Origin of the sequence: Stenotrophomonas sp. ESTM1D_MKCIP4_1 (assembly GCF_003086895.1) — a bacterium.
Taxonomy (GTDB): domain Bacteria; phylum Pseudomonadota; class Gammaproteobacteria; order Xanthomonadales; family Xanthomonadaceae; genus Stenotrophomonas.
In genome coordinates, this window is the sequence record NZ_CP026004.1 from 3,117,775 (window position 1) to 3,136,507 (window position 18,733).

An 18,733-nucleotide genomic window follows, 5' to 3' on the forward strand; every position below is an offset into this window, starting at 1 on the left:
GGCTCTTGAAAGCCTTACGGGCCGGCCTTGACCGCCACGAAGGCGCTGTTGCCACTGCTGGCACGGACCAGCAGCAGGACCACATCGCCCTTCTTGTAGCCGGACAGCGCGCGGTTGAGCGCCTGCACACTGCCGACCGGGGTGTTGCCGACGCGCAGGACCACCATGCCCGGGGCCAGGCCGGCGTCACGGGCACCCTCGCCCTTGACCCCGGTGATGCGCACGCCCTCGCCCGATTCCAGGCCCAGCTGCTTGCGCTGCGGCGCGGTCAGCTCGGCCACGTCCAGGCCCAGCAGGGCATTGGCACCGGCCTGCGGGGTATCTTCGGCGTTGGCCGGGGACGGGCCGCGGCCGCTGTCCTGGCCGTCCTCGGTCAGCGCCGTCAGGGTGGCACTGAGCTCACGCGGCTTGCCGTCGCGGTACACGACCAGGTTGACCTTGCTGCCCGGGGCCATCGCGCCGATCAGCGGCGGCAGGTCGGACCAGCTGTTGACCGTGCTGCCGTTGACCGAGCGGATGACATCGCCCAGCTGCACGCCCGCCTTGGCGGCGGCACTGCCGGGAACGATCTGGTTGACCAGCGCGCCGCGGCTGTCCGGCAGGCCCAGGCCCTGTGCCTTCAGCGAATCGATCGGCTCGACCACCGCGCCCAGCTGGCCACGGGTGACCTTGCCGGTCTTCTTGATCTGCTCGACCGCACTCATCGCCAGGTCGATCGGGATCGAGAAGCTGATGCCCATGTAGCCGCCGGACGCGGAGTAGATCTGCGAATTGATGCCGACCACTTCACCGCGGGTGTTCAGCAGCGGGCCACCGGAGTTGCCCTGGTTGATCGCCACGTCGGTCTGGATGAACGGCACATAGCGCTGGTCCGGGCCGCCGGTGCTACGGCCGAGGGCGCTGACCACGCCTGCGGTGACCGAATGATCCAGGCCGAATGGCGAGCCGATGGCGACCACCCACTGCCCCGGCTTGAGCGAATTGGAATCGCCCACGCGCACGGTCGGCAGGTTCTTGCCGTCGATCTTCAGCAGGGCCACGTCGTACTGCTGGTCGCTGCCGACCACCTTGGCGGTGAACTCGCGGCTGTCGCCCAGCTTCACCTTCACATCGCTGGCGTCAGCCACCACGTGGTAATTGGTCAGCACATAGCCATCGGGCGAGATGATGAAGCCCGAGCCCATGCCACGGCCCTTGATGCTGGGACCGCCGTCCTGCCCACCCTGGCCCTGCCCCGGCATCGGGAAGTCCGGGCCGAAGAAGCGGCGGAAGAACTCGGGCATGTCATCGTCGCCCATCGGGCCGCGCGAGGCCTGGCGGTTGTTGCGCACGATGGTGGTGTCGACGTTGACCACGCCTGGGCCGACCTGTTCGACCAGCGCGGTGAAATCAGGCAGGCCGCTGACCAGCGGCTGTGCCGGCGCACGTGGCGCGGCAGCGGCGGCGGCCTGCGGTGCGGCGACGGGCGCGGCGGGCTGGGCGCATGCCACCAGCGGCAGGGTCAGAGCCAGCAGGCTCATGGCCTGCGTGCGAAGTCGGGGAGTCATCGGACGGCAACCTCCGGATCGGATGGAGAGGGAAAGGAGGGCCCCGCCGAGGGCGGGGCATGGGCCCGCACGCGTCAGTCGCGCGGGCGCGGCGGCACCGGCAGCTCTTCCTGCAGGCGCGGCTCGAACGGGTAGAACGCGGCGCCACCGGACGAGGCCGGGAAGCTGGCATTGAGCGCGCTGCCGGCTGCCGGGGCCAGGCTGGACTTCGGCCACGGCCGTGCCTGCAGGCTGCCGACATCACCAAAGGGCAGATGGCGGGCATTGCCGGCCGGTACGCTGGGGGTCAGCAGCGGTTGCGCTGCGGCCACCGCACGCTGCGGCGCCTCGTCTCGCTGGGCCACCCGCGCGGCCTGGTGGCTGCGGGTCGCACTGGCGCGGCGGGCATCCTGGCGGCGGCTGGCCGCCATTGCCACGGCCGGAGCGGCGGCCACGGCCATCGCCGCACCGTCGGCCGAGGCTTCGGTGACGCCGGCCGGCTCCGGCGCAGGTGCCAGTTCGGCCTGGCTGGCCACCACCTGCGGCGGCAGGGTCTCGCCGGGGTTGGCCTCATTCAGCTTTTCGCCGCCCATGAACAGGGCCACCGCGGCCACCGAAGCGGCCAGTGCGGCACCACCGCCCCAGGCACGCCAGCCGCTGCGGCGCACCGCACGGCGCGGTTCGGCCAGCGTCGCCGGCGACGGCTCGGCGGCGACGGCGGCGGCCACCGCCGCGCTGAAGCCAGCCGGGGCCAGCAGCGAGGCCTGGCCACGCATCACGTCACCCATCAGCTGCCAGCGCTCCTGGCAACCGGACAGTTCGGGGTCGTGTTCCATGCGGCGCAGCAGGAAGCGCGCCTCATCGGCACCGAGTTCGCCGTCGACCAGGGCCGACAGCTGCTCGCGGTGGCGCTGGTCCAGGCGCTGCCCGGCGGGGGATTGATGCGTGTGTGATTCGTTCAACGGACTGTGGGTCATACGCGGCTCTTCTCGCGGGTGGCGCTGCCGATGTCCAGCAGCGGCCGGAGTTCGGTGTCGATCGCCTCGCGCGCCCGGAAGATCCGGGACCGCACGGTGCCGATCGGGCACCCCATCTTCTGCGCGATTTCCTCGTAACTCAGGCCTTCCACCTCGCGCAGGGTGATCGCCGACCGGAGTTCTTCCGGCAGCGCGTTGACGGCCTTCATCACCGTCTGTTCCAGCTCCTGGCGCATCAACTCGCGTTCGGGCGTGTCGGTGTCGCGCAGGCGTGTCCCGGTATCGAACTGCTCGGCGTCGCCGATGTCGATGTCATCGGTCGGCGGGCGTCGATTGTGTGAAGTCAGATAGTTTTTGGCAGTGTTCACGGCGATCCGATGCAACCAGGTGGAGAACTGGGCATCGCCACGGAAACTCCCGATCGCGCGGTAGGCGCGGATGAAAGTGTCCTGGGCGACGTCCTGACATTCGCTCCAGTCGGCGATGTAGCGACCGACCAGACCGACGACCCGATGCTGGTACTTGCGTACCAGGACATCGAAGGCCGCGCTCTCGCCGCGCTGCACGCGCCGGACCAGTTCCAGATCCAGCTCCTGTGGTGTTTCAACATCGGCCATGAGGGGCCGCACTCCTGTCAGCCCAACCGACGTCGGGCAATGAGACTGCCAATCCCGGGAAAAGTTCAGTCGCCGATCACCTGGCGCCGTACCAGCTTTTAACCACCGTTCCGCTAGCGTCCCCTTCCAAGGCTCTGGATCCGGGGCAACTCCCCCCTGCTATTGGGATTTGACGCGGGGGAAACAACCTCTGGATCATAGCCGCTTCTCCATACACAACCGGATGGAACGTCCATGCTCTCAGGCTTCGATGGTCTCCGCTTCAGCCACTGGCACCCCGAGATCCGCGATGACGGCGTGGTCGTGCTGTCTCTTGATCGTCAGGACAGCAGTGTCAACGCGATGTCGCAGGATGTGCTGCTGGAACTGGGCGACCTGCTCGAGCGCATCGCCCTGGACCCGCCCAAGGGCGTGGTCATCCAGTCGCTGAAGAAGGCCGGCTTCATCGCCGGGGCGGACCTGAAGGAGTTCCAGGAGTTCGACCGGCGCGGCACCGTCAACGATGCGATCCGCCGTGGCCAGTCCACGTACCAGAAGCTGGCCGAGCTGCCCTGCCCCACCGTGGCGGCCATCCATGGCCACTGCCTGGGCGGCGGCACCGAGCTGGCCCTGGCCTGCCGCTACCGCGTGGCCTCCAATGACAACAGCACCCGCATCGGCCTGCCGGAGACCCAGCTGGGCATCTTCCCCGGCTGGGGCGGCAGCGCGCGCCTGCCGCAGCTGGTGGGCGCCCCGGCGGCGATGGACATGATGCTGACCGGCCGCACGCTGTCCGCGTCGGCCGCCCGCGGCATCGGCCTGGTCGACAAGGTGGTGGCACCGGCCGTGGTGCTGGATACCGCCGTGGCGCTGGCCCTGTCCGGCACCACTCGCCCGTTCAAGCAGCGCGCGACCGCCTGGGCCACCAACACCTGGCTGGCGCGCAAGCTGCTGGCCCCGCAGATGGTCAAGCAGGTCGCACGCAAGGCGAAAAAGGACCAGTACCCGGCACCGTACGCGCTGATCAGCACCTGGCAGCGCACCGCCGGCAAGCCGGTGCAGGCGCGCCTGGACGCCGAGCGCCGCGCGGTGGTGAAGCTGGCCAGCACGCCGACCGCGCGCAACCTGATCCGCATCTTCTTCCTGACCGAACGCCTGAAGGGCCTGGGCGGCGGCGATTCCGGCATCCGCCACGTGCACGTGGTCGGCGCCGGCGTGATGGGCGGCGACATTGCCGCCTGGGCTGCCTACAAGGGCTTCGAGGTGACGCTGCAGGACCGTGAGCAGCGCTTCATCGACCCGGCCATGGAGCGTGCGCAGGCCCTGTTCGCCAAGAAGGTGCGCGACGAGAGCAAGCGCCCGGCGGTGGCCGCGCGCCTGCGTGCCGACCTGGAAGGCAACGGCGTGGCCGAGGCCGACCTGGTCATCGAAGCAATCATCGAGAACCCGGAGGCCAAGCGTGCGCTGTACCAGACGCTGGAACCGAAGATGAAGCTGGACGCGCTGCTGACCACCAACACCTCGTCGATTCCGCTGGTGGAACTGCGCGACCACATCCAGCGTCCGGCCCAGTTCGCCGGCCTGCACTACTTCAATCCGGTGGCGCAGATGCCGCTGGTGGAAATCATCCACCACGACGGCATGGCGCCGGAAACCGAGCGCCGCCTGGCCGCGTTCTGCAAGGCCCTGGGCAAGTTCCCGGTGCCGGTGGCCGGCAGCCCGGGCTTCCTGGTCAACCGCGTGCTGTTCCCGTACATGCTGGAAGCGGCCACCGCGTATGCCGAAGGCATTCCGGGCGCGGTGATCGACAAGGCGGCGGTGAAGTTCGGCATGCCGATGGGCCCGATCGAACTGATCGACACGGTGGGCCTGGACGTGGCCGCCGGCGTGGGCAAGGAGCTGGCGCCGTTCCTGGGCCTGCAGGTGCCCGAGGCGCTGGCGACGGTGGACCCGGCCAAGCGCGGCAAGAAGGATGGCCAGGGCATCTACACCTGGGAGAACGGCCGGGCGAAGAAGCCGGACGTCGCCCGCGACTACCAGGCCCCGGCGGACCTGGAAGACCGCCTGATCCTGCCGCTGCTGAACGAGGCGGTGGCCTGCCTGCACGAGGGCGTGGTGGCCGATGCGGACCTGCTGGATGCCGGCGTGATCTTCGGTACGGGGTTCGCCCCGTTCCGTGGCGGTCCGATCCAGCACATCCGTGCGGTGGGTGCCGATGCGATCGTCGAGCGGCTGAAGGCGCTGCAGCAGCGCCACGGCGACCGTTTCGCCCCGCGCCCGGGTTGGGACAACCCCGTCCTGCGCGAACCGGTGGTGTGAGTTGATCAGCCGGGCCTGCGGCCCGGCACCCGCGGTAGTGCCGGCCGCTGGCCGGCAACCCTGAAAGCAGAAGCCAGAGCCAAAGCGGCTCTGGCTTTTCTGTTTGCTGGGCGGGGCGGTGTTGGATTGCGGTAGGTGTCGACCTTGGTCGACACGCTTCGTCCACGCCATGCGTGGATGCGAGCGAAGCGACCGGCGTTTGATCTTGATTTTCTTTTTTCTTTTCCGTGGCTGGACGCGCCCGGCCAACTGCAGGGCCAGTCGACTAACAGTCGACTCTACCAACAGTCGACTCTACCAACAGTCGACTCTACCAACAGTCGACTCTACCAACCGACCCAGCCACGAGGGGCTGCGCCGTTGGCGGGAACCCCGTCGAGCAAGCCCGACGCTACGGAACAGGCTGTTACCCGCATGGGGCATGTGCCCGTCACCACCGCATGCCATGCTGGCGCCCATCATTCCTGCCAGCGAGAACGCCCGCATGACCACCATCATCGCCCCGCGCGTCCACGACATCGGCGGCCTGGAAGTGCGCCGCGCGGTGCCCACCCTGCAGGCCCGCAGCATCGGCTCGTTCGTGTTCGTCGACCAGATGGGCCCGGCGATCATGCACCCCGGCACCGCCATCGACGTGCGCCCGCACCCGCACATCGGCCTGGCCACGGTCACCTACCTGTGGTCCGGTGCCATCGGTCACCGCGACACGCTGGGGTCGGACCAGATCATCCGCCCCGGTGATGTGAACTGGATGACCGCCGGCCGCGGCATCGCCCACTCCGAACGCACCCCGCCGCCGGACCGCGACCATGACAACCCCATCCACGGCATGCAGACCTGGGTCGCGCTGCCGAAGTCGCATGAGGAAATCGAACCGGCGTTCTACCACCATGCCGCCGCCACCCTGCCCGAGCAGCGCCGCAACGGCGTCTGGCTGCGCGTCATCGCCGGCCGCGCCTACGGCGAGGAATCGCCGGTGAAGGTATTCGCCGACACGCTCAACGTGGCCATCGACCTCGACCCGGATGCGGAGATCGACATCGACAACGGGCATCGCGAACGCGCGTTGTACATCCTCGAAGGCCAGGCGCAGCTGGATGGCGTGGATATCCCTGCCCAGCACCTGGTCATCCCCGAGGCCGGCGCCATTGGCCGCCTGCGCGCGAAGACCCCGGTGAAGGCGATGCTGTTCGGTGGCGAGCCGCTGGATGGACCGCGCCACCTGTGGTGGAACTTCGTGTCCAGCTCGAAGGAGCGCATCGAACAGGCCAAGCACGACTGGGAGGCGGGGCGGTTCGGCACCATTCCCGGCGACGACAAGGAATTCATTCCGCTGCCGCAGTATTGAGGTGGATGGCCGTCGAGCAGGCCCGACCCACGGCGCGTGATGGTTACGATTGAAACCGCAATTTGTGCGATCGCTCACGTTCCGTTAAGGTCGGATTGACCGTCCGTACACATGCGGACGGTCGGGCATCCGGGGATGGGATGCCGCAGCCACCGGCGGGCCGGTGGCGCCTTACGACACGCCACCTTGGGGGATGCATGAAGTTCGCGCCTGTTGTGTTGTCGAGCCTGCTGTTGGTCGCCGCCCAGGCTGCCGCGCAGGCTCCGGTCGAGTGCCCATCGCTGCCGGCCAGCAGTGGCCTGCAATGGCAGGAACAGGCACAGCCTGGTTTCGTGGTGTGCCGCGCCGCCACGGCCGATGGCCGTGAAGTGCTGAGCCTGATGCTCAGCCAGCGTGACCCGGGCATTCCGCTCAGCCGTTCGCTGCGCCAGGAAAAGGGCAGCTTCGGCGGTGAATCCATGTACTGGTACCAGCCCGATCTGGGTGGCCAGGAGCCACCCGGCTATGCCGAGCGGCGCATCAGCGTGGTCAAGCTGGACAAGGGCCGTTATGCGCAGATTGCACTGTACCCGGGCAGCACCGAGGAACTGGGCAGCCTGCAGCAGCTGGCGCAGGGCATGAGCCTGACCCCGTCGGCCGTGGCCGACGGTCGCTGAGTGAATGCGGGGATGACTGCCTGGCAGTGTCCCCGCACTTCAACCCGATCGATCGGTAGTGCCGGCCGCTGGCCGGCACACTCGTCTGCCGCCATCGCAGGCGGTTGCCGGCCCGCGGCCGGCGCTACCTCAGAACCGGCCTTCCTGGAAATCGACGAAGGCCTGCATCAGCTCCTGCCGCGTGTTCATCACGAACGGGCCGTGGCGCATGACCGGCTCGCGCAGCGGGCGGCCTGCCACCAGGATCAACCGCGCGCCTTCGCTTCCGGCCGACAGGTGCAGCTGCTCACCGCCGCCCAGCACCGCCAGTTCCTGGCGCGCCACGTCACGCGCGGCGTCCTGCTCGCCCACCGTCACCCCGCCCTCGAAGACGTAGGCGAACGCGTTGTGCCCTTCCGGCAGCGTGTACGTCCAGGCGCGGTCGGCGTCCAGGCGGATGTCCAGATACAACGGATCGGTGGCGGGCTGGGCGATCGGGCCGGCCGTGCCATCGACGGTACCGGCAATCACCTTCACCTCCACGCCCGCCGCCGGCTGCACCACCGGAATGCGCTCGGGCGCGAATTCCTGGTACTTCGGGTCGGTCATCTTGTCCCGCGCCGGCAGGTTCACCCACAGCTGGAAGCCGCGCATCTGGCCGCTTTCCTGCTCCGGCATCTCCGAATGGACCAGGCCGCGGCCCGCCGTCATCCACTGCACGCTGCCCGGGGTCAGCAGGCCTTCGTTGCCGTGGTTGTCACGGTGGCGCATGCGCCCGTCGAGCATGTAGGTAACGGTCTCGAAACCACGGTGCGGATGTTCCGGGAAGCCGGCGATGTAGTCCTCGGCGCGGTCGGTACCGAACTCATCCAGCAGCAGGAAGGGGTCCAGGTCAGGCAGCGACGGGCCACCGATGACGCGGGTCAGGCGCACGCCCGCACCGTCGGAGGTGGGCATGCCACGGATGGTGCGCTGCACGCGTACCGGTTCGGGAAGGCTCATGGCGACTCCTGTTGGATGGATGCCAGTGAAGATGGACGCCCCGCGCCACAGCGCCAATGGGCGGCGCCGCAACCGATTGTTCCACCACTGGTGTTCGTCGCGCGTCATGTCCGCCGCGCGGCGGCGCCTGCGTTGTGTTCGACCAAAGTACTACCGCAGAAAAGTCCCTCACACATTGACCGTGCACAGGTCACGCGGGACTCTTTGAACATCTTTCCGGGAGAGAGCACCTCATGAAAGGGTTTTCCAAAATAGGCTGGGCGGCCCTCGCCCTGCTTGGCGCATTCTGTCTGGGCACCGTGGCCCTGCGCCGCGGTGAACACATCAATGCCTTGTGGATCGTGGTCGCGGCGGTATCGCTGTACCTGGTGGCGTACCGTTTCTACAGCCTGTTCATCGCCAACAAGGTGATGCAGCTCGATCCGACCCGGGCCACCCCGGCGGTGATCAACAACGATGGCCTGGACTACGTCCCGACCAACAAGCATGTGCTGTTCGGCCACCACTTCGCCGCCATCGCCGGCGCAGGCCCGCTGGTCGGCCCGGTGCTCGCCGCACAGATGGGCTACCTGCCCGGCCTGCTGTGGCTGGTGGTGGGTGTGGTGCTGGCCGGTGCGGTGCAGGACTTCGTCGTCCTGTTCCTGTCCAGCCGCCGCAACGGCCGTTCGCTGGGTGACCTCGTTCGTGAGGAAATGGGCCAGGTACCTGGCACGATCGCCCTGTTCGGCGCCTTCCTCATCATGATCATCATCCTGGCCGTGCTGGCGATGGTGGTGGTCAAGGCACTGGCCGAAAGCCCGTGGGGCATGTTCACGGTGATCGCAACGATGCCCATCGCGATCCTGATGGGCGTGTACATGCGCTACATCCGCCCCGGCAAGATCGGCGAGATCTCGGTGGTCGGCCTGATCCTGCTGCTGGCTGCGATCTGGTTCGGCGGCAAGGTAGCGGCCGACCCGACCTGGGGCCCGGCCTTCACCTTCACCGGCACCCAGATCACCTGGATGCTGATCGGCTACGGTTTCGTAGCGTCCGTGCTGCCGGTCTGGCTGCTGCTGGCCCCGCGCGATTACCTGTCCACCTTCCTGAAGATCGGTACGATCATCGCGCTGGCCATCGGCATCCTGGTGGTCATGCCGGAACTGAAGATGCCCGCGCTGACCCAGTTCGCGGCCAGCGGCGACGGCCCGGTGTGGAAGGGCGGGATGTTCCCGTTCCTGTTCATCACCATCGCCTGCGGTGCGGTGTCCGGCTTCCACGCCCTCATCTCCTCCGGCACCACGCCCAAGCTGCTGGCCAATGAAGCGCACATGCGCTACATCGGCTACGGCGGCATGCTGATGGAATCGTTCGTGGCAGTGATGGCACTGGTGGCGGCCTCGATCATCGATCCGGGCATCTACTTCGCGATGAACAGCCCGGCTGCGGTGATCGGTGCCGACGCCGCCTCGGCGGCACACTTCATCACCAACACCTGGGGCTTCACCATCAGCCCGGAACAGCTGACCGCCACGGCGGCGGCCATCGGCGAACCGACCATCCTGCACCGCGCCGGTGGCGCTCCCACGCTGGCGGTGGGCATCGCGCAGATCCTGCACGAAGCCATCCCGAGCAGCAGCGACGCGATGATGGCGTTCTGGTACCACTTCGCGATCCTGTTCGAGGCCTTGTTCATCCTGACCGCCGTCGATGCCGGTACCCGCGCCGGTCGCTTCATGCTGCAGGACCTGCTGGGCAACTTCATCCCGGCACTGAAGAAGACCGAATCGTGGACGGCCAACATCATCGGTACCGCCGGCTGCGTGGCGCTGTGGGGCTACCTGCTGTACACCGGCGTGGTCGATCCGTTCGGCGGCATCCAGACGCTGTGGCCGCTGTTCGGCATTTCCAACCAGATGCTGGCCGGTATCGCGCTGATGCTGGGCACGGTGGTGCTGTTCAAGATGAAGCGTGACCGCTACGCCTGGGTGACCGCGGTTCCGGCGGTGTGGCTGCTGATCTGCACCACCTACGCCGGCTTCATCAAGATTTTCGACAGCAACCCGGCGCAGGGTTTCCTGGCGCAGGCGCACAAGTTCCAGGCCGCCATCGCCAGCGACACCATCACCGCCCCGGCCAAGTCGGTGGCACAGATGCAGCAGATCGTGGTCAATGCCTACGTCAACACCGGCCTGACTTCGCTGTTCCTGCTGGTGGTGGGTGCGGTGCTGGTGTATTCGATCAAGACCATCCTCGCCGCGCGCCGCAACCCGCAGCGCACTGACCGCGAGACCCCGTACGTGGCGCTGAAGCCGCACGAAATGGTGGATCTGTAATGAGCACGCAACTGGTTCCCGTCGGCCAGTACCAGACGCATCGCCGCATCTGGCGACGCCTGGTACAGACCGCACGGCTGTGCTGTGGGATTCCTGATTACGACAACTACGTCCGGCACATGCTTGAAAAGCATCCGGACCAGGAACCGATGGACTACAAGACGTTCTTCCGCGAGCGGCAGGAAGCGCGCTACGGCGGTCGCAACGGCGGTCGTTGCTGTTGATGCAACGTGGGTGCCGGGCTTGCAGCCCGGCGCCCGCAGAGGCCGGATCAACTGCACTGGTTGGCGGGGCGGTGTGGGCGAGACACAAGCGGGGTCAGATCCGTTTTCCGAAGGAAAACGGGTCTGACCCCATTTTGGTTATCGATATCTGACAGATGTGCCGACCAACGGTCGGCACCCACCACCAGCCGCGTGAACCTGTCGAAGGCGGGGTGGGTTTACGCCATCCACGCACAGCCACAGCGTCATCCCACGGAATGACGCTGTGGCTGTGGCTGTGGTTGTTGCTGTTGCTGTTGCCGGCCAGCGGCCGGCACTACCGCAGGTGCAGGGCTGCAAGCCCTGCCGACCTACTCCACCAGGGTGATGGGCGTAAGGGTGACCTTGGCGTTGTTGGCGGCGCCCATGCGATCGGTGTAGGCCTGTCCACGCTGCAGCAGATAGAAGCTGTCCAGGTAGTCGATATCGTTGGCGAACCAGGACGACGGCATGGCGTTGAGGACGGCACCGGCAATATCGGCAATGACCGCATACTCGGGCGCGAACACACCCAGCGCGGTCTTCACCCCGCTGGTCAATGCCACCAGAAGCTCTTGGTAATTGGTGTCGCCGTCATCCTCGAACAGCTGCACGTTGGCGGCGTTGAACCGATAGTTGCCCCAGATCACCAGCGCCTGCTGCGGGGTGTAATCGGTGTCCTCGTAATCCAGATAAGGCATGTCGACGGTGACCATTTCCGGCGCAGCGTTGTCGATCTGCAGGCCGGACACAACCGCGAACACCTCCGCCGCCCCCAGTGCCCACGGCTCCTGGTCATCGGCCAGGCGGATACGATCCAGCCGGGTGATGTCCAACGAGGCGCTGGCGCCATCGGCGGCAATGCGGATGCGCTCGGGGGACTGCAGACCACGTTCACGCAGCCCGGCGTTGACCAGGGCCATGCCCTCGGCCACCGCGCGGCGGGTATCGACATCGACGATCAGCACCGGGAAGTCCGGCGCCTGCTGTGCATCCAGCACGTGTGCGCGCCCCTGTGCGTCATAGGCGGTCAGCGTGGTCCAGTCGCGGTCATTGCCACGTGGCAGGCTGGCCACCCACAGCGAACGCGGCGCGATGGCATCCAACGACATGCCGTCGGGAACATAGGCACGCAGCTGCAGCAGCGCGGGCCCCTGCCCGGGCAGGCCCTTGCGCAGCCGCAGCTGGCTCTCCTGCCGGGCCAGGCTGCTGCTGGCCAAGGTACGCGCCTGCGGATCGAAGCCCGCCAGCACCTGCTGCAGCGGCACGCCGCGTTCCGGCGCTGACCGCAGTGCCGACCGTGCGGCATCGGTGAAGCCCGGTTGCGCGATCAGCGCGGCAACGTCACGCGCGCTGGCATCGGTGATCGCCTGCACATCGGCCGGCCGCGCCTGCAGCGACGCCTGTGCCAGCGCCGATCCTGCACCCAGCATCAGCGCCAGCAGCGCCGACGCACGAAACATCCATTGATTCGTCATGAACCCACCTGTCGGGAAGGCTGGCAACCGCCAGCGGAGGCTGCGCCGCGAGCCCCCTGCTTCCCCACGCGACGCATTTGGCCACGCTACGTGCCCTGCGCCCACTAATCCGTTATCTGCCGCACAGTTCTGGCAGTAATTAGTGCCGATTGCTAGTGCCGATTGCGTCAATGTCACGCGGCAGCCGAGTCGGGCCCGGCTGCACACAGCGCGTGCTACGCGTGGCGGTTCGCCCAGGCGGGGCTCAGCCGTTGGCCATCCACTTCAGGATCAACCCGGTGACATAGGCCAAGCCGGTACCGGTGGCATACCCCACCGTGCCCAGCAGCACGCCCACCGGCGCCAGCGAGGGGTGGAACGCTGCCGCCACGACCGGTGCCGAGGCCGCCGCACCGATGTTGCCCTGCGACCCGATGGCGAAGAAGAACAATGGTGCGCGCAGCAGCTTGGCCACCGCCCACAGCACCAGCACATGGGTCGCCATCCAGATCGCCCCCAGCAGGAACAGCCATGGCCGGTCCAGCAGGGACAGCAGATTCATCTGCATGCCGATGCAGGCAATCAGGAAATAGAGGAACACCGTACCCAGCCGCGAAGCACCGGCCGCTTCCAGGCGGCGTGCGCGGGTGAAGCTCAGGCCCAGGCCCATGGCTGTGGACAGCAGGATCACCCATACGAACTGGCTGTCCAGGCTGAACTGGCTGGCCCAGCTGACATTGGCCTTGAACCAGCCGGCCAGCGGCGCAGCGATGGCATGGGCCAGACCGACCCCGCCCAGCGCCACGCCGACAATGACCATCAGGTCGGTCATGCTGGGAATGCGCGCGTTCTGCGCATCGTAGGCACTGATGCGCGCCTTCATCTCATCGATGGCGCGCGTGTCGGCACCATTGCGCGTGTCGATCTGCTGCGCGCGGTTGGCCAGGAACAGCAGGATGGCCATCCACAGGCTGGCGCAGGCCACGTCCACCACGGCGAACTGGCCGAACGTGGTGGCATCTGTGCCGAACACTTCGCGCATGGCGACCATGTTGGCGCCGCCACCGATCCAGCTGCCGGCCAGCGCGGCCATGCCCGCCCAGGTGTCACCGGCCACCGTTTCGGGGTGGATCAGCTTCATCACCTGGAACGACACGATGGCGCCGAGCATGATGCCGGCGGTACCGGCGCAGAACACGATCAACAGCTTCGGGCCGAGCTTGGCGATGCCCTTCAGGTCGATCGACAGGGTCAGCAGGACCAGCGCCGCCGGCAGCAGCACGTCGCGTGCCACCGGGTTGTACAGCGCGGTGTTGTGGCCGTCGATGACACCGGCCGTGTTGTAGATGGCCGGAATGAAATAGCACAGCAGCAGCGCGGGCACCCAGGCGAAGACCTTCTTCAGCAGGGGTGTCGGGCCACTGGCGGCCCAGAAGATCAGGGCAAGGGTGGCGGCAATCAGGCCCAGGCCAACGATGTCGCTGGTGATCAGGGCAGTAGCGGGTTCGGTCGGCATGGGATCCTCTGTCGATCGAAAGGGCGGAAAAAACGCCGCAGGATGCGGCGCATCCCGAGATTAACATCGCCTTCACGCCGGGTCATGCTGCGCCGCTTGCCGCGCTCGAGTCTGCTGAGCAGAATCGGAACATCCTCAACGGCGCATCGCCATCGGAGCCTGCCATGCAACTGGGTGCCTTCTCGGTCAGTCTGTCAGTGAAGGATCTGGCCGCCTCGCGCGCGTTCTACGAAGCACTGGGCTTCGTGGTGACCGGCGGCGATGCGGCGCGCAACTGGCTGGTGCTGCGCAACGGTGGCATCGTCATCGGGCTGTTCCAGGGCATGTTTGAAGGCAACCTGCTGACCTTCAACCCGGGCTGGGACCAGTACCGGCAGGAACTGGGCGACTTCGAGGATGTGCGCGAACTGCAGGCTGCGCTGGATGCACAGGGCATCGAACTGAGCGCACGCACCGACCCCGACGGCCAGGGAACCGGCTACCTGCAGCTGGCTGACCCGGATGGCAATGTGATCCTGATCGACCAGCACGTGGAACGTCCGAAGGGGCGGTGATTGCTCTGGCAGGCGTCGACCTTGGTCGACGTAAAGCACGCCAACCAAGGTTGGCATCTACCGGGGCGAACGCATGCCAACCCAGTGATTGCTCTGGTAGGCGTCGACCTTGGTCGACGGAAAGCATGCCAACCAAGGTTGGCATCTACCAGGGCGAACGCACGCCAACCCAGTGATTGCTCTGGTAGGCGTCGACCTTGGTCGACGGAAAGCACGCCAACCCAGGTTGGCATCTACCGGGGCGAACGCATGCCAACCCAGTGATTGCTCTGGTAGGCGTCGACCTTGGTCGGCGGAAAGCATGCCAACCAAGGTTGGCATCTACCAGGGCGAACGCACGCCAACCCAGTGATTGCTCTGGTAGGCGTCGACCTTGGTCGACGGAAAGCATGCCAACCCAGGTTGGCATTCACCAGGGCGGTCAGCCGGGGCGCGAGGCGCCGAAGTCGAGGGTGGCCAGGGTGCCGCGCGGCTGCACGGGCTGCAGCTGCAGGGTCCAGCCGAGGTGTTCGCACAGGCGGGCGATCAGGTCCAGGCCGATACCGCCGCGGTCGGCGCGTTCACCCCGGGCCATGCGGGCATGGATGGCCGCGATTTCCTCCGGGGCCATGCCATGACCGGGATCCTGCAGGGTCAGCACGGCCTGCGCGCTCAACCGCAGCTCGATGTGGCCACGGCCACTGTTCTCGATGGCATTGCGCAGCAGGTTGCCGATGGCGGCCTGCACCACCGCCAGTGGTGCCACGATATCCACCGTCGCCGCCTGGATGCCGATGCTCAGGTCTTTGTCACCCAGCAGGTGGCGGTGATCGTCGACGATTTCCGGCAGCAGCTGTTCCAGCGCGATCCGCTCGGCGCGCGCGGCCAGCCGTGCAGGGTCGCGGGCCAGTACCAGCAGCAGCTCGATCAGCTGCTCCACACCCTGCGCCGTGCGCAGCACGCGCTGCATCTGCTGGTGCGCACGCTCGGGCAGCCCCGGCTGTTCCAGCGCCAGTTCGGCCGCCCCGGTGATCACCGCGATCGGCGTGCGCAGCTCGTGGCTGGCGGTACTGATGAACACCCGCTCACGCTCGACGAACTGTTCGTTGCGGTCCAGATAATCGTTGAGCGCGTCGGCAATCGTGTGCAGTTCGGAACTGCCACGGGGATCGACGTCGATGCGCTGTCCCTGTTCGCCGGGCCGCAATGCGCCGATGTGCTGGGCCAGCAGGCTGAGCGGGCGCACCACCCGTTCCATGCCGAAGGACGCCATCAGCACGGTGACGAACACCATGATGATGCCGGCCAGCATCACCCAGCGCGTCGCGAACTGTTCCAGGTCGTGGAAATCGGTGATGTCCAGGGCGAGCGCTACCCGCCCCAGCGCGGTGGTATCGCGCACCATCACCGCCGTCTCGCGCTCGCCGACCATGACTCCGTCATGCAGCCCGGGGTGCAGCGCGCGCAGGGTCGCAGGCATGTTCGCTTCCTCGAAGCGGTACAGGCTGAGGGTGTCCGAATCCTGCCAGTGGTACTGCGGGTCGTGCTCGGCGTGCTCGATGATGCTGTCCAGTTCGGAATTGAGCAGCGCGCGCCACGCGGCGTGCTCTGCATGTTCGTGCACGTAGTTGCCCACGCTGAACACCGCCAGCGAGATCAGCGCCAGGTACCCCAGCAGCCACACCAGCACGCGCCGGTACAGCGGGCCCGGTTTACGCGGTCTCTTCATCGGTTCCACTGCCTGCACTGCCGCTGGCCGCCAACCGGTAGCCCACGCGCGGCAGGGTATGGATCAGCTTGTCGTTGAAGGGGCCATCCACGCTGCGGCGCAGTTCGTAGACGTGTGAACGCAGCAGGTCGCCATCCGGCGGCTCGTCGCCCCACAGGGCGAATTCCAGCTGCTGGCGGGTCACCGCGCCGGGGCTGGCCCGCATCAGCACCTCCAGCAGCTTGCGGCAGGCCGGGTACAGGTGCAGCGCCTGGCCGCCACGCTGGGCTTCCAGGGTGGCCAGGTCCAGCACCAGGTCGGCCACCTGCAGGCGCTTGCGCGGGTTGCGCCCTTGTGCGCGCAGCAGCAGAGCCTCCAGCCGCACCTCCAGTTCGGGCAGGGCGAAGGGCTTGGTCAGGTAGTCATCGGCGCCGGCACGGAACCCGGCAATCTTGTCCGGCAGCTCGTCGCGGGCGGTCAGCATGATCACCGGCACTTCCGAGCCCTGCTCCGCACGCAGGCGGCGCAGCACTTCCGGCCCCTCCATACGCGGCAGCATCCAGTCCAGAATGACCGCGTCATAGGGGTGGCTGGCGGCCAGGTGCAGGCCGGTGATGCCATCGGGGGCCACGTCCAGCACGTGCCCGCGCGACTCGAAATAGTCGAACAGGTTGGCCACCAGCTGGCGGTTGTCCTCGATCACCAACAAGCGCATGCGCGGAAGGTCCACGGAAATTCGTACCATGGTAGCGCTGAGCATGTCGGAATGCGGTCGTCCCGCGCCCGCCTCCGACGCCGTTCCCACCTGTCCCCTTCCACAATGTCCGTTTTCATCCCGGAGCCCGCCGTGCCCGTAGCCCTGCCCCGCCGCTGGTTCCTGCCCCTGTTGTGGCTGCTGATGATCGTCTCGCTGGGGGCGGGCATCGGCATGCGCCAGCCGCAGCCGCCGGATGAACCCCGCTTCGTGCTGGCCGCGCGCACCATGGTCGAAAGCGGGCAGTGGCTGCTGCCCCACCGCGGCAGCGAGCTCTACGCGGAAAAGCCGCCGGTCTTCATGTGGCTGCAGGCGGTGGCGCACCAGGTGGTCGGCAGCTGGCAATGGTCCTTCCTGCTGCCTTCCCTGCTGGCCGCCCTGCTGAGCCTGTGGCTGGTGTCCGACCTTGCCCGCCGGCTGTGGTCGCCACGGCATTCGCTGTACGCGATGGCGGCGCTGTTCTGCACGCTGCAGTTCGGCCTGATGGCCAAGCGCGCGCAGATCGACATGGTGCTGGTGGGGATGACCACCGTGGCCCTGTGGGGCCTGCTGCGCCACCTGGGTGAACGCCGCAATCTGCCAGCGCTGTGGCTGGCCGGCTTCGCTGCCGGCCTGGGCACGGTCACCAAGGGCGTGGGCTTCCTGCCGGTGCTGATGGTGTTGCCGTGGTTCGGCTGGTGGCTGTACCAGCGCCGCCGCGGGCAGGCCATGCCCGGCCCGCACCCGGCCACCCTGCTGTGGCTGCTGCCGGCCTTCCTGCTGGGCGTGGCGGTGTGGCTGGCGCCACTGGGCTGGGCCCTGCTGCACGAGCCCAGTGCATCGCTGCAGTCCTACGCGCACGAACTGCTGTTCAAGCAGACCGGCACCCGCTACGCCAACGCCTGGCACCACCGGCAGCCGGCCTGGTACTACCTGCAGGTGATCCTCACCCTGTGGCTGCCCGGCAGCCTGCTGCTGCCGCTGCTGTTCAAGCCGTGGTGGCGCCGCCTGCGCCGTGGTGACCGCCGGCAGTGGCTGCTGCTGGGCTGGGCGCTGCTGGTGCTGCTGTTCTTCACCGCCAGCCCGGGCAAGCGCGAGGTGTACGTGCTGCCGATGCTGCCGGCGATGGCGCTGGCCGTGGCCCCGCTGCTGCCGGGCCTGCTGCGCCGCCTGTGCGTGCGCCGTTACCTGTTCGGCTACAGCCTGCTGCTGATGCTGGCCACCGGCACGCTCGGGGTGATGATGATGACCGACAGCCACTGGGCACAGGCGCAGCTGGCACGGCGGGCGATGCCGGATTCGCTGCTGCCGGTGCTGGGCAATGGCCTGCTGGTCTTCGCCATTGCCGTGGCCACGCTGGCGGTCTGGCTGCGCGTGCGCCGTGCGGCCACGCTGGTGCTGCTCACCCACGGCCTGCTGTGGATGCTGTACGGGCTGCTGCTGATGCCGACGCTGGACCCCTACGCGTCGGCCTCAGCGCTGATGCACCGGGTCGGCCAGCGGATCGGACCGGATGCCGAACTGGCCTTGGTGGCCTGGCGCGAACAGAACCTGCTGCAGGCCGACCGCCCGGTGCGCGAATTCGGCTTCAAGCGTCCCTGGGCCGAGCAGTGGCACGATGCCGGCCCCTGGCTGGCGCAGGCCCCGGAAAAACGCTGGGTGCTGGTGCTGGACAAGGCGATGAGCCCCTGTGTGGATCCGGCGCAGGTGATCGACATCGGCATGGCCAACCGCAACCGGTGGCAGCTGCTGCCGGGCAGTGCCTGGGATGCAAGCTGCCATGCCGAACGTGCGGGTGCATCGGAAGAAGAAGACTGAACCCTGGC

15 protein-coding genes are annotated in these 18,733 nt (G+C 67.5%); 7 read left to right on the forward strand and 8 right to left on the reverse strand.

Annotated elements, in window-relative coordinates; genetic code table 11:
* Positions 1 to 14 precede the first annotated feature (14 nt).
* The 3 genes from C1924_RS14310 to rpoE all read right to left on the reverse strand — a co-directional run bounded on the left by C1924_RS14310 (position 15) and on the right by rpoE (position 3,120).
* A complete protein-coding gene (locus C1924_RS14310) occupies positions 15 to 1,547 on the reverse strand; it encodes a DegQ family serine endoprotease (protein ID WP_108765900.1) in 1,533 nt (510 codons plus the stop codon).
* A 74-nt stretch (positions 1,548 to 1,621) separates the two neighbouring features.
* On the reverse strand, positions 1,622 to 2,503 hold the full coding sequence (locus tag C1924_RS14315; protein ID WP_108765901.1) for a sigma-E factor negative regulatory protein: 882 nt from the start codon (positions 2,501 to 2,503) through the stop codon (positions 1,622 to 1,624).
* Positions 2,500 to 3,120, reverse strand: coding sequence for an RNA polymerase sigma factor RpoE (rpoE, locus tag C1924_RS14320; protein WP_108765902.1), 621 nt, complete (start codon positions 3,118 to 3,120; stop codon positions 2,500 to 2,502). The genes C1924_RS14315 and rpoE overlap by 4 nt, the downstream gene beginning before the upstream one ends.
* 234 nt (positions 3,121 to 3,354) lie before the next feature.
* Here rpoE and C1924_RS14325 point away from each other — a divergent pair, with 234 nt between their 5' ends.
* The 3 genes from C1924_RS14325 (at position 3,355) to C1924_RS14335 (ending at position 7,422) form a co-directional block, all read left to right on the forward strand.
* The gene (locus C1924_RS14325) at positions 3,355 to 5,418 is read left to right on the forward strand and encodes a 3-hydroxyacyl-CoA dehydrogenase NAD-binding domain-containing protein (protein ID WP_108765903.1); all 2,064 of its coding nucleotides are present in this window, start codon (positions 3,355 to 3,357) and stop codon (positions 5,416 to 5,418) included.
* A gap of 484 nt (positions 5,419 to 5,902) precedes the next feature.
* Entirely contained in the window at positions 5,903 to 6,766 is an 864-nt protein-coding gene (locus tag C1924_RS14330) for a pirin family protein (protein ID WP_108767073.1), read from the forward strand.
* Between the two features lie 197 nt (positions 6,767 to 6,963).
* Entirely contained in the window at positions 6,964 to 7,422 is a 459-nt protein-coding gene (locus C1924_RS14335; protein WP_108765904.1) for a hypothetical protein, read from the forward strand.
* A 129-nt stretch (positions 7,423 to 7,551) separates the two neighbouring features.
* On the opposite strand, the gene C1924_RS14340 is transcribed toward C1924_RS14335, so the two are convergent.
* Positions 7,552 to 8,403, reverse strand: a complete 852-nt coding sequence (locus tag C1924_RS14340; protein WP_108765905.1) for a pirin family protein — start codon at positions 8,401 to 8,403, stop codon at positions 7,552 to 7,554.
* Positions 8,404 to 8,636: 233 nt separating this feature from the next.
* Here C1924_RS14340 and C1924_RS14350 point away from each other — a divergent pair, with 233 nt between their 5' ends.
* Both C1924_RS14350 and C1924_RS14355 read left to right on the forward strand, forming a co-directional pair.
* Positions 8,637 to 10,718 (forward strand): carbon starvation CstA family protein, encoded by a 2,082-nt coding sequence (locus C1924_RS14350; protein WP_108765907.1) that lies wholly within the window; start codon positions 8,637 to 8,639, stop codon positions 10,716 to 10,718.
* Positions 10,718 to 10,942 carry a CstA-like transporter-associated (seleno)protein gene (locus C1924_RS14355; RefSeq protein ID WP_108765908.1) on the forward strand — a complete coding sequence of 75 codons (225 nt, stop codon included), beginning with the start codon at positions 10,718 to 10,720 and terminating at the stop codon, positions 10,940 to 10,942. The genes C1924_RS14350 and C1924_RS14355 overlap by 1 nt, the downstream gene beginning before the upstream one ends.
* Positions 10,943 to 11,292: 350 nt before the next feature.
* Here the strand turns inward: C1924_RS14355 and C1924_RS14360 are convergent, their stop codons facing one another.
* Together C1924_RS14360 and C1924_RS14365 are read right to left on the reverse strand one after the other, a co-directional pair.
* On the reverse strand, positions 11,293 to 12,423 hold the full coding sequence (locus C1924_RS14360; RefSeq protein ID WP_159094807.1) for a DUF3103 family protein: 1,131 nt from the start codon (positions 12,421 to 12,423) through the stop codon (positions 11,293 to 11,295).
* Between the two features lie 259 nt (positions 12,424 to 12,682).
* On the reverse strand, positions 12,683 to 13,933 hold the full coding sequence (locus tag C1924_RS14365; protein WP_108765910.1) for a DUF819 family protein: 1,251 nt from the start codon (positions 13,931 to 13,933) through the stop codon (positions 12,683 to 12,685).
* Between the two features lie 164 nt (positions 13,934 to 14,097).
* On the opposite strand from C1924_RS14365, the gene C1924_RS14370 reads away from it, so the two are divergent.
* Complete coding sequence (locus tag C1924_RS14370; protein ID WP_108765911.1) at positions 14,098 to 14,487, forward strand: VOC family protein; 390 nt, start codon at positions 14,098 to 14,100, stop codon at positions 14,485 to 14,487.
* A 421-nt stretch (positions 14,488 to 14,908) separates the two neighbouring features.
* Here C1924_RS14370 and C1924_RS14375 read toward each other — a convergent pair whose 3' ends face one another.
* The gene (locus C1924_RS14375; RefSeq protein ID WP_108765912.1) at positions 14,909 to 16,195 is read right to left on the reverse strand and encodes a HAMP domain-containing sensor histidine kinase; all 1,287 of its coding nucleotides are present in this window, start codon (positions 16,193 to 16,195) and stop codon (positions 14,909 to 14,911) included.
* The gene (locus C1924_RS14380) at positions 16,179 to 16,889 is read right to left on the reverse strand and encodes a response regulator transcription factor (RefSeq protein ID WP_108765913.1); all 711 of its coding nucleotides are present in this window, start codon (positions 16,887 to 16,889) and stop codon (positions 16,179 to 16,181) included. Before C1924_RS14380 ends, C1924_RS14375 begins: the two co-directional genes overlap by 17 nt.
* Before the next feature lie 132 nt (positions 16,890 to 17,021).
* On the opposite strand from C1924_RS14380, the gene C1924_RS14385 reads away from it, so the two are divergent.
* Entirely contained in the window at positions 17,022 to 18,725 is a 1,704-nt protein-coding gene (locus C1924_RS14385; RefSeq protein ID WP_108765914.1) for a glycosyltransferase family 39 protein, read from the forward strand.
* The last annotated feature ends 8 nt before the right edge of the window (positions 18,726 to 18,733 follow it).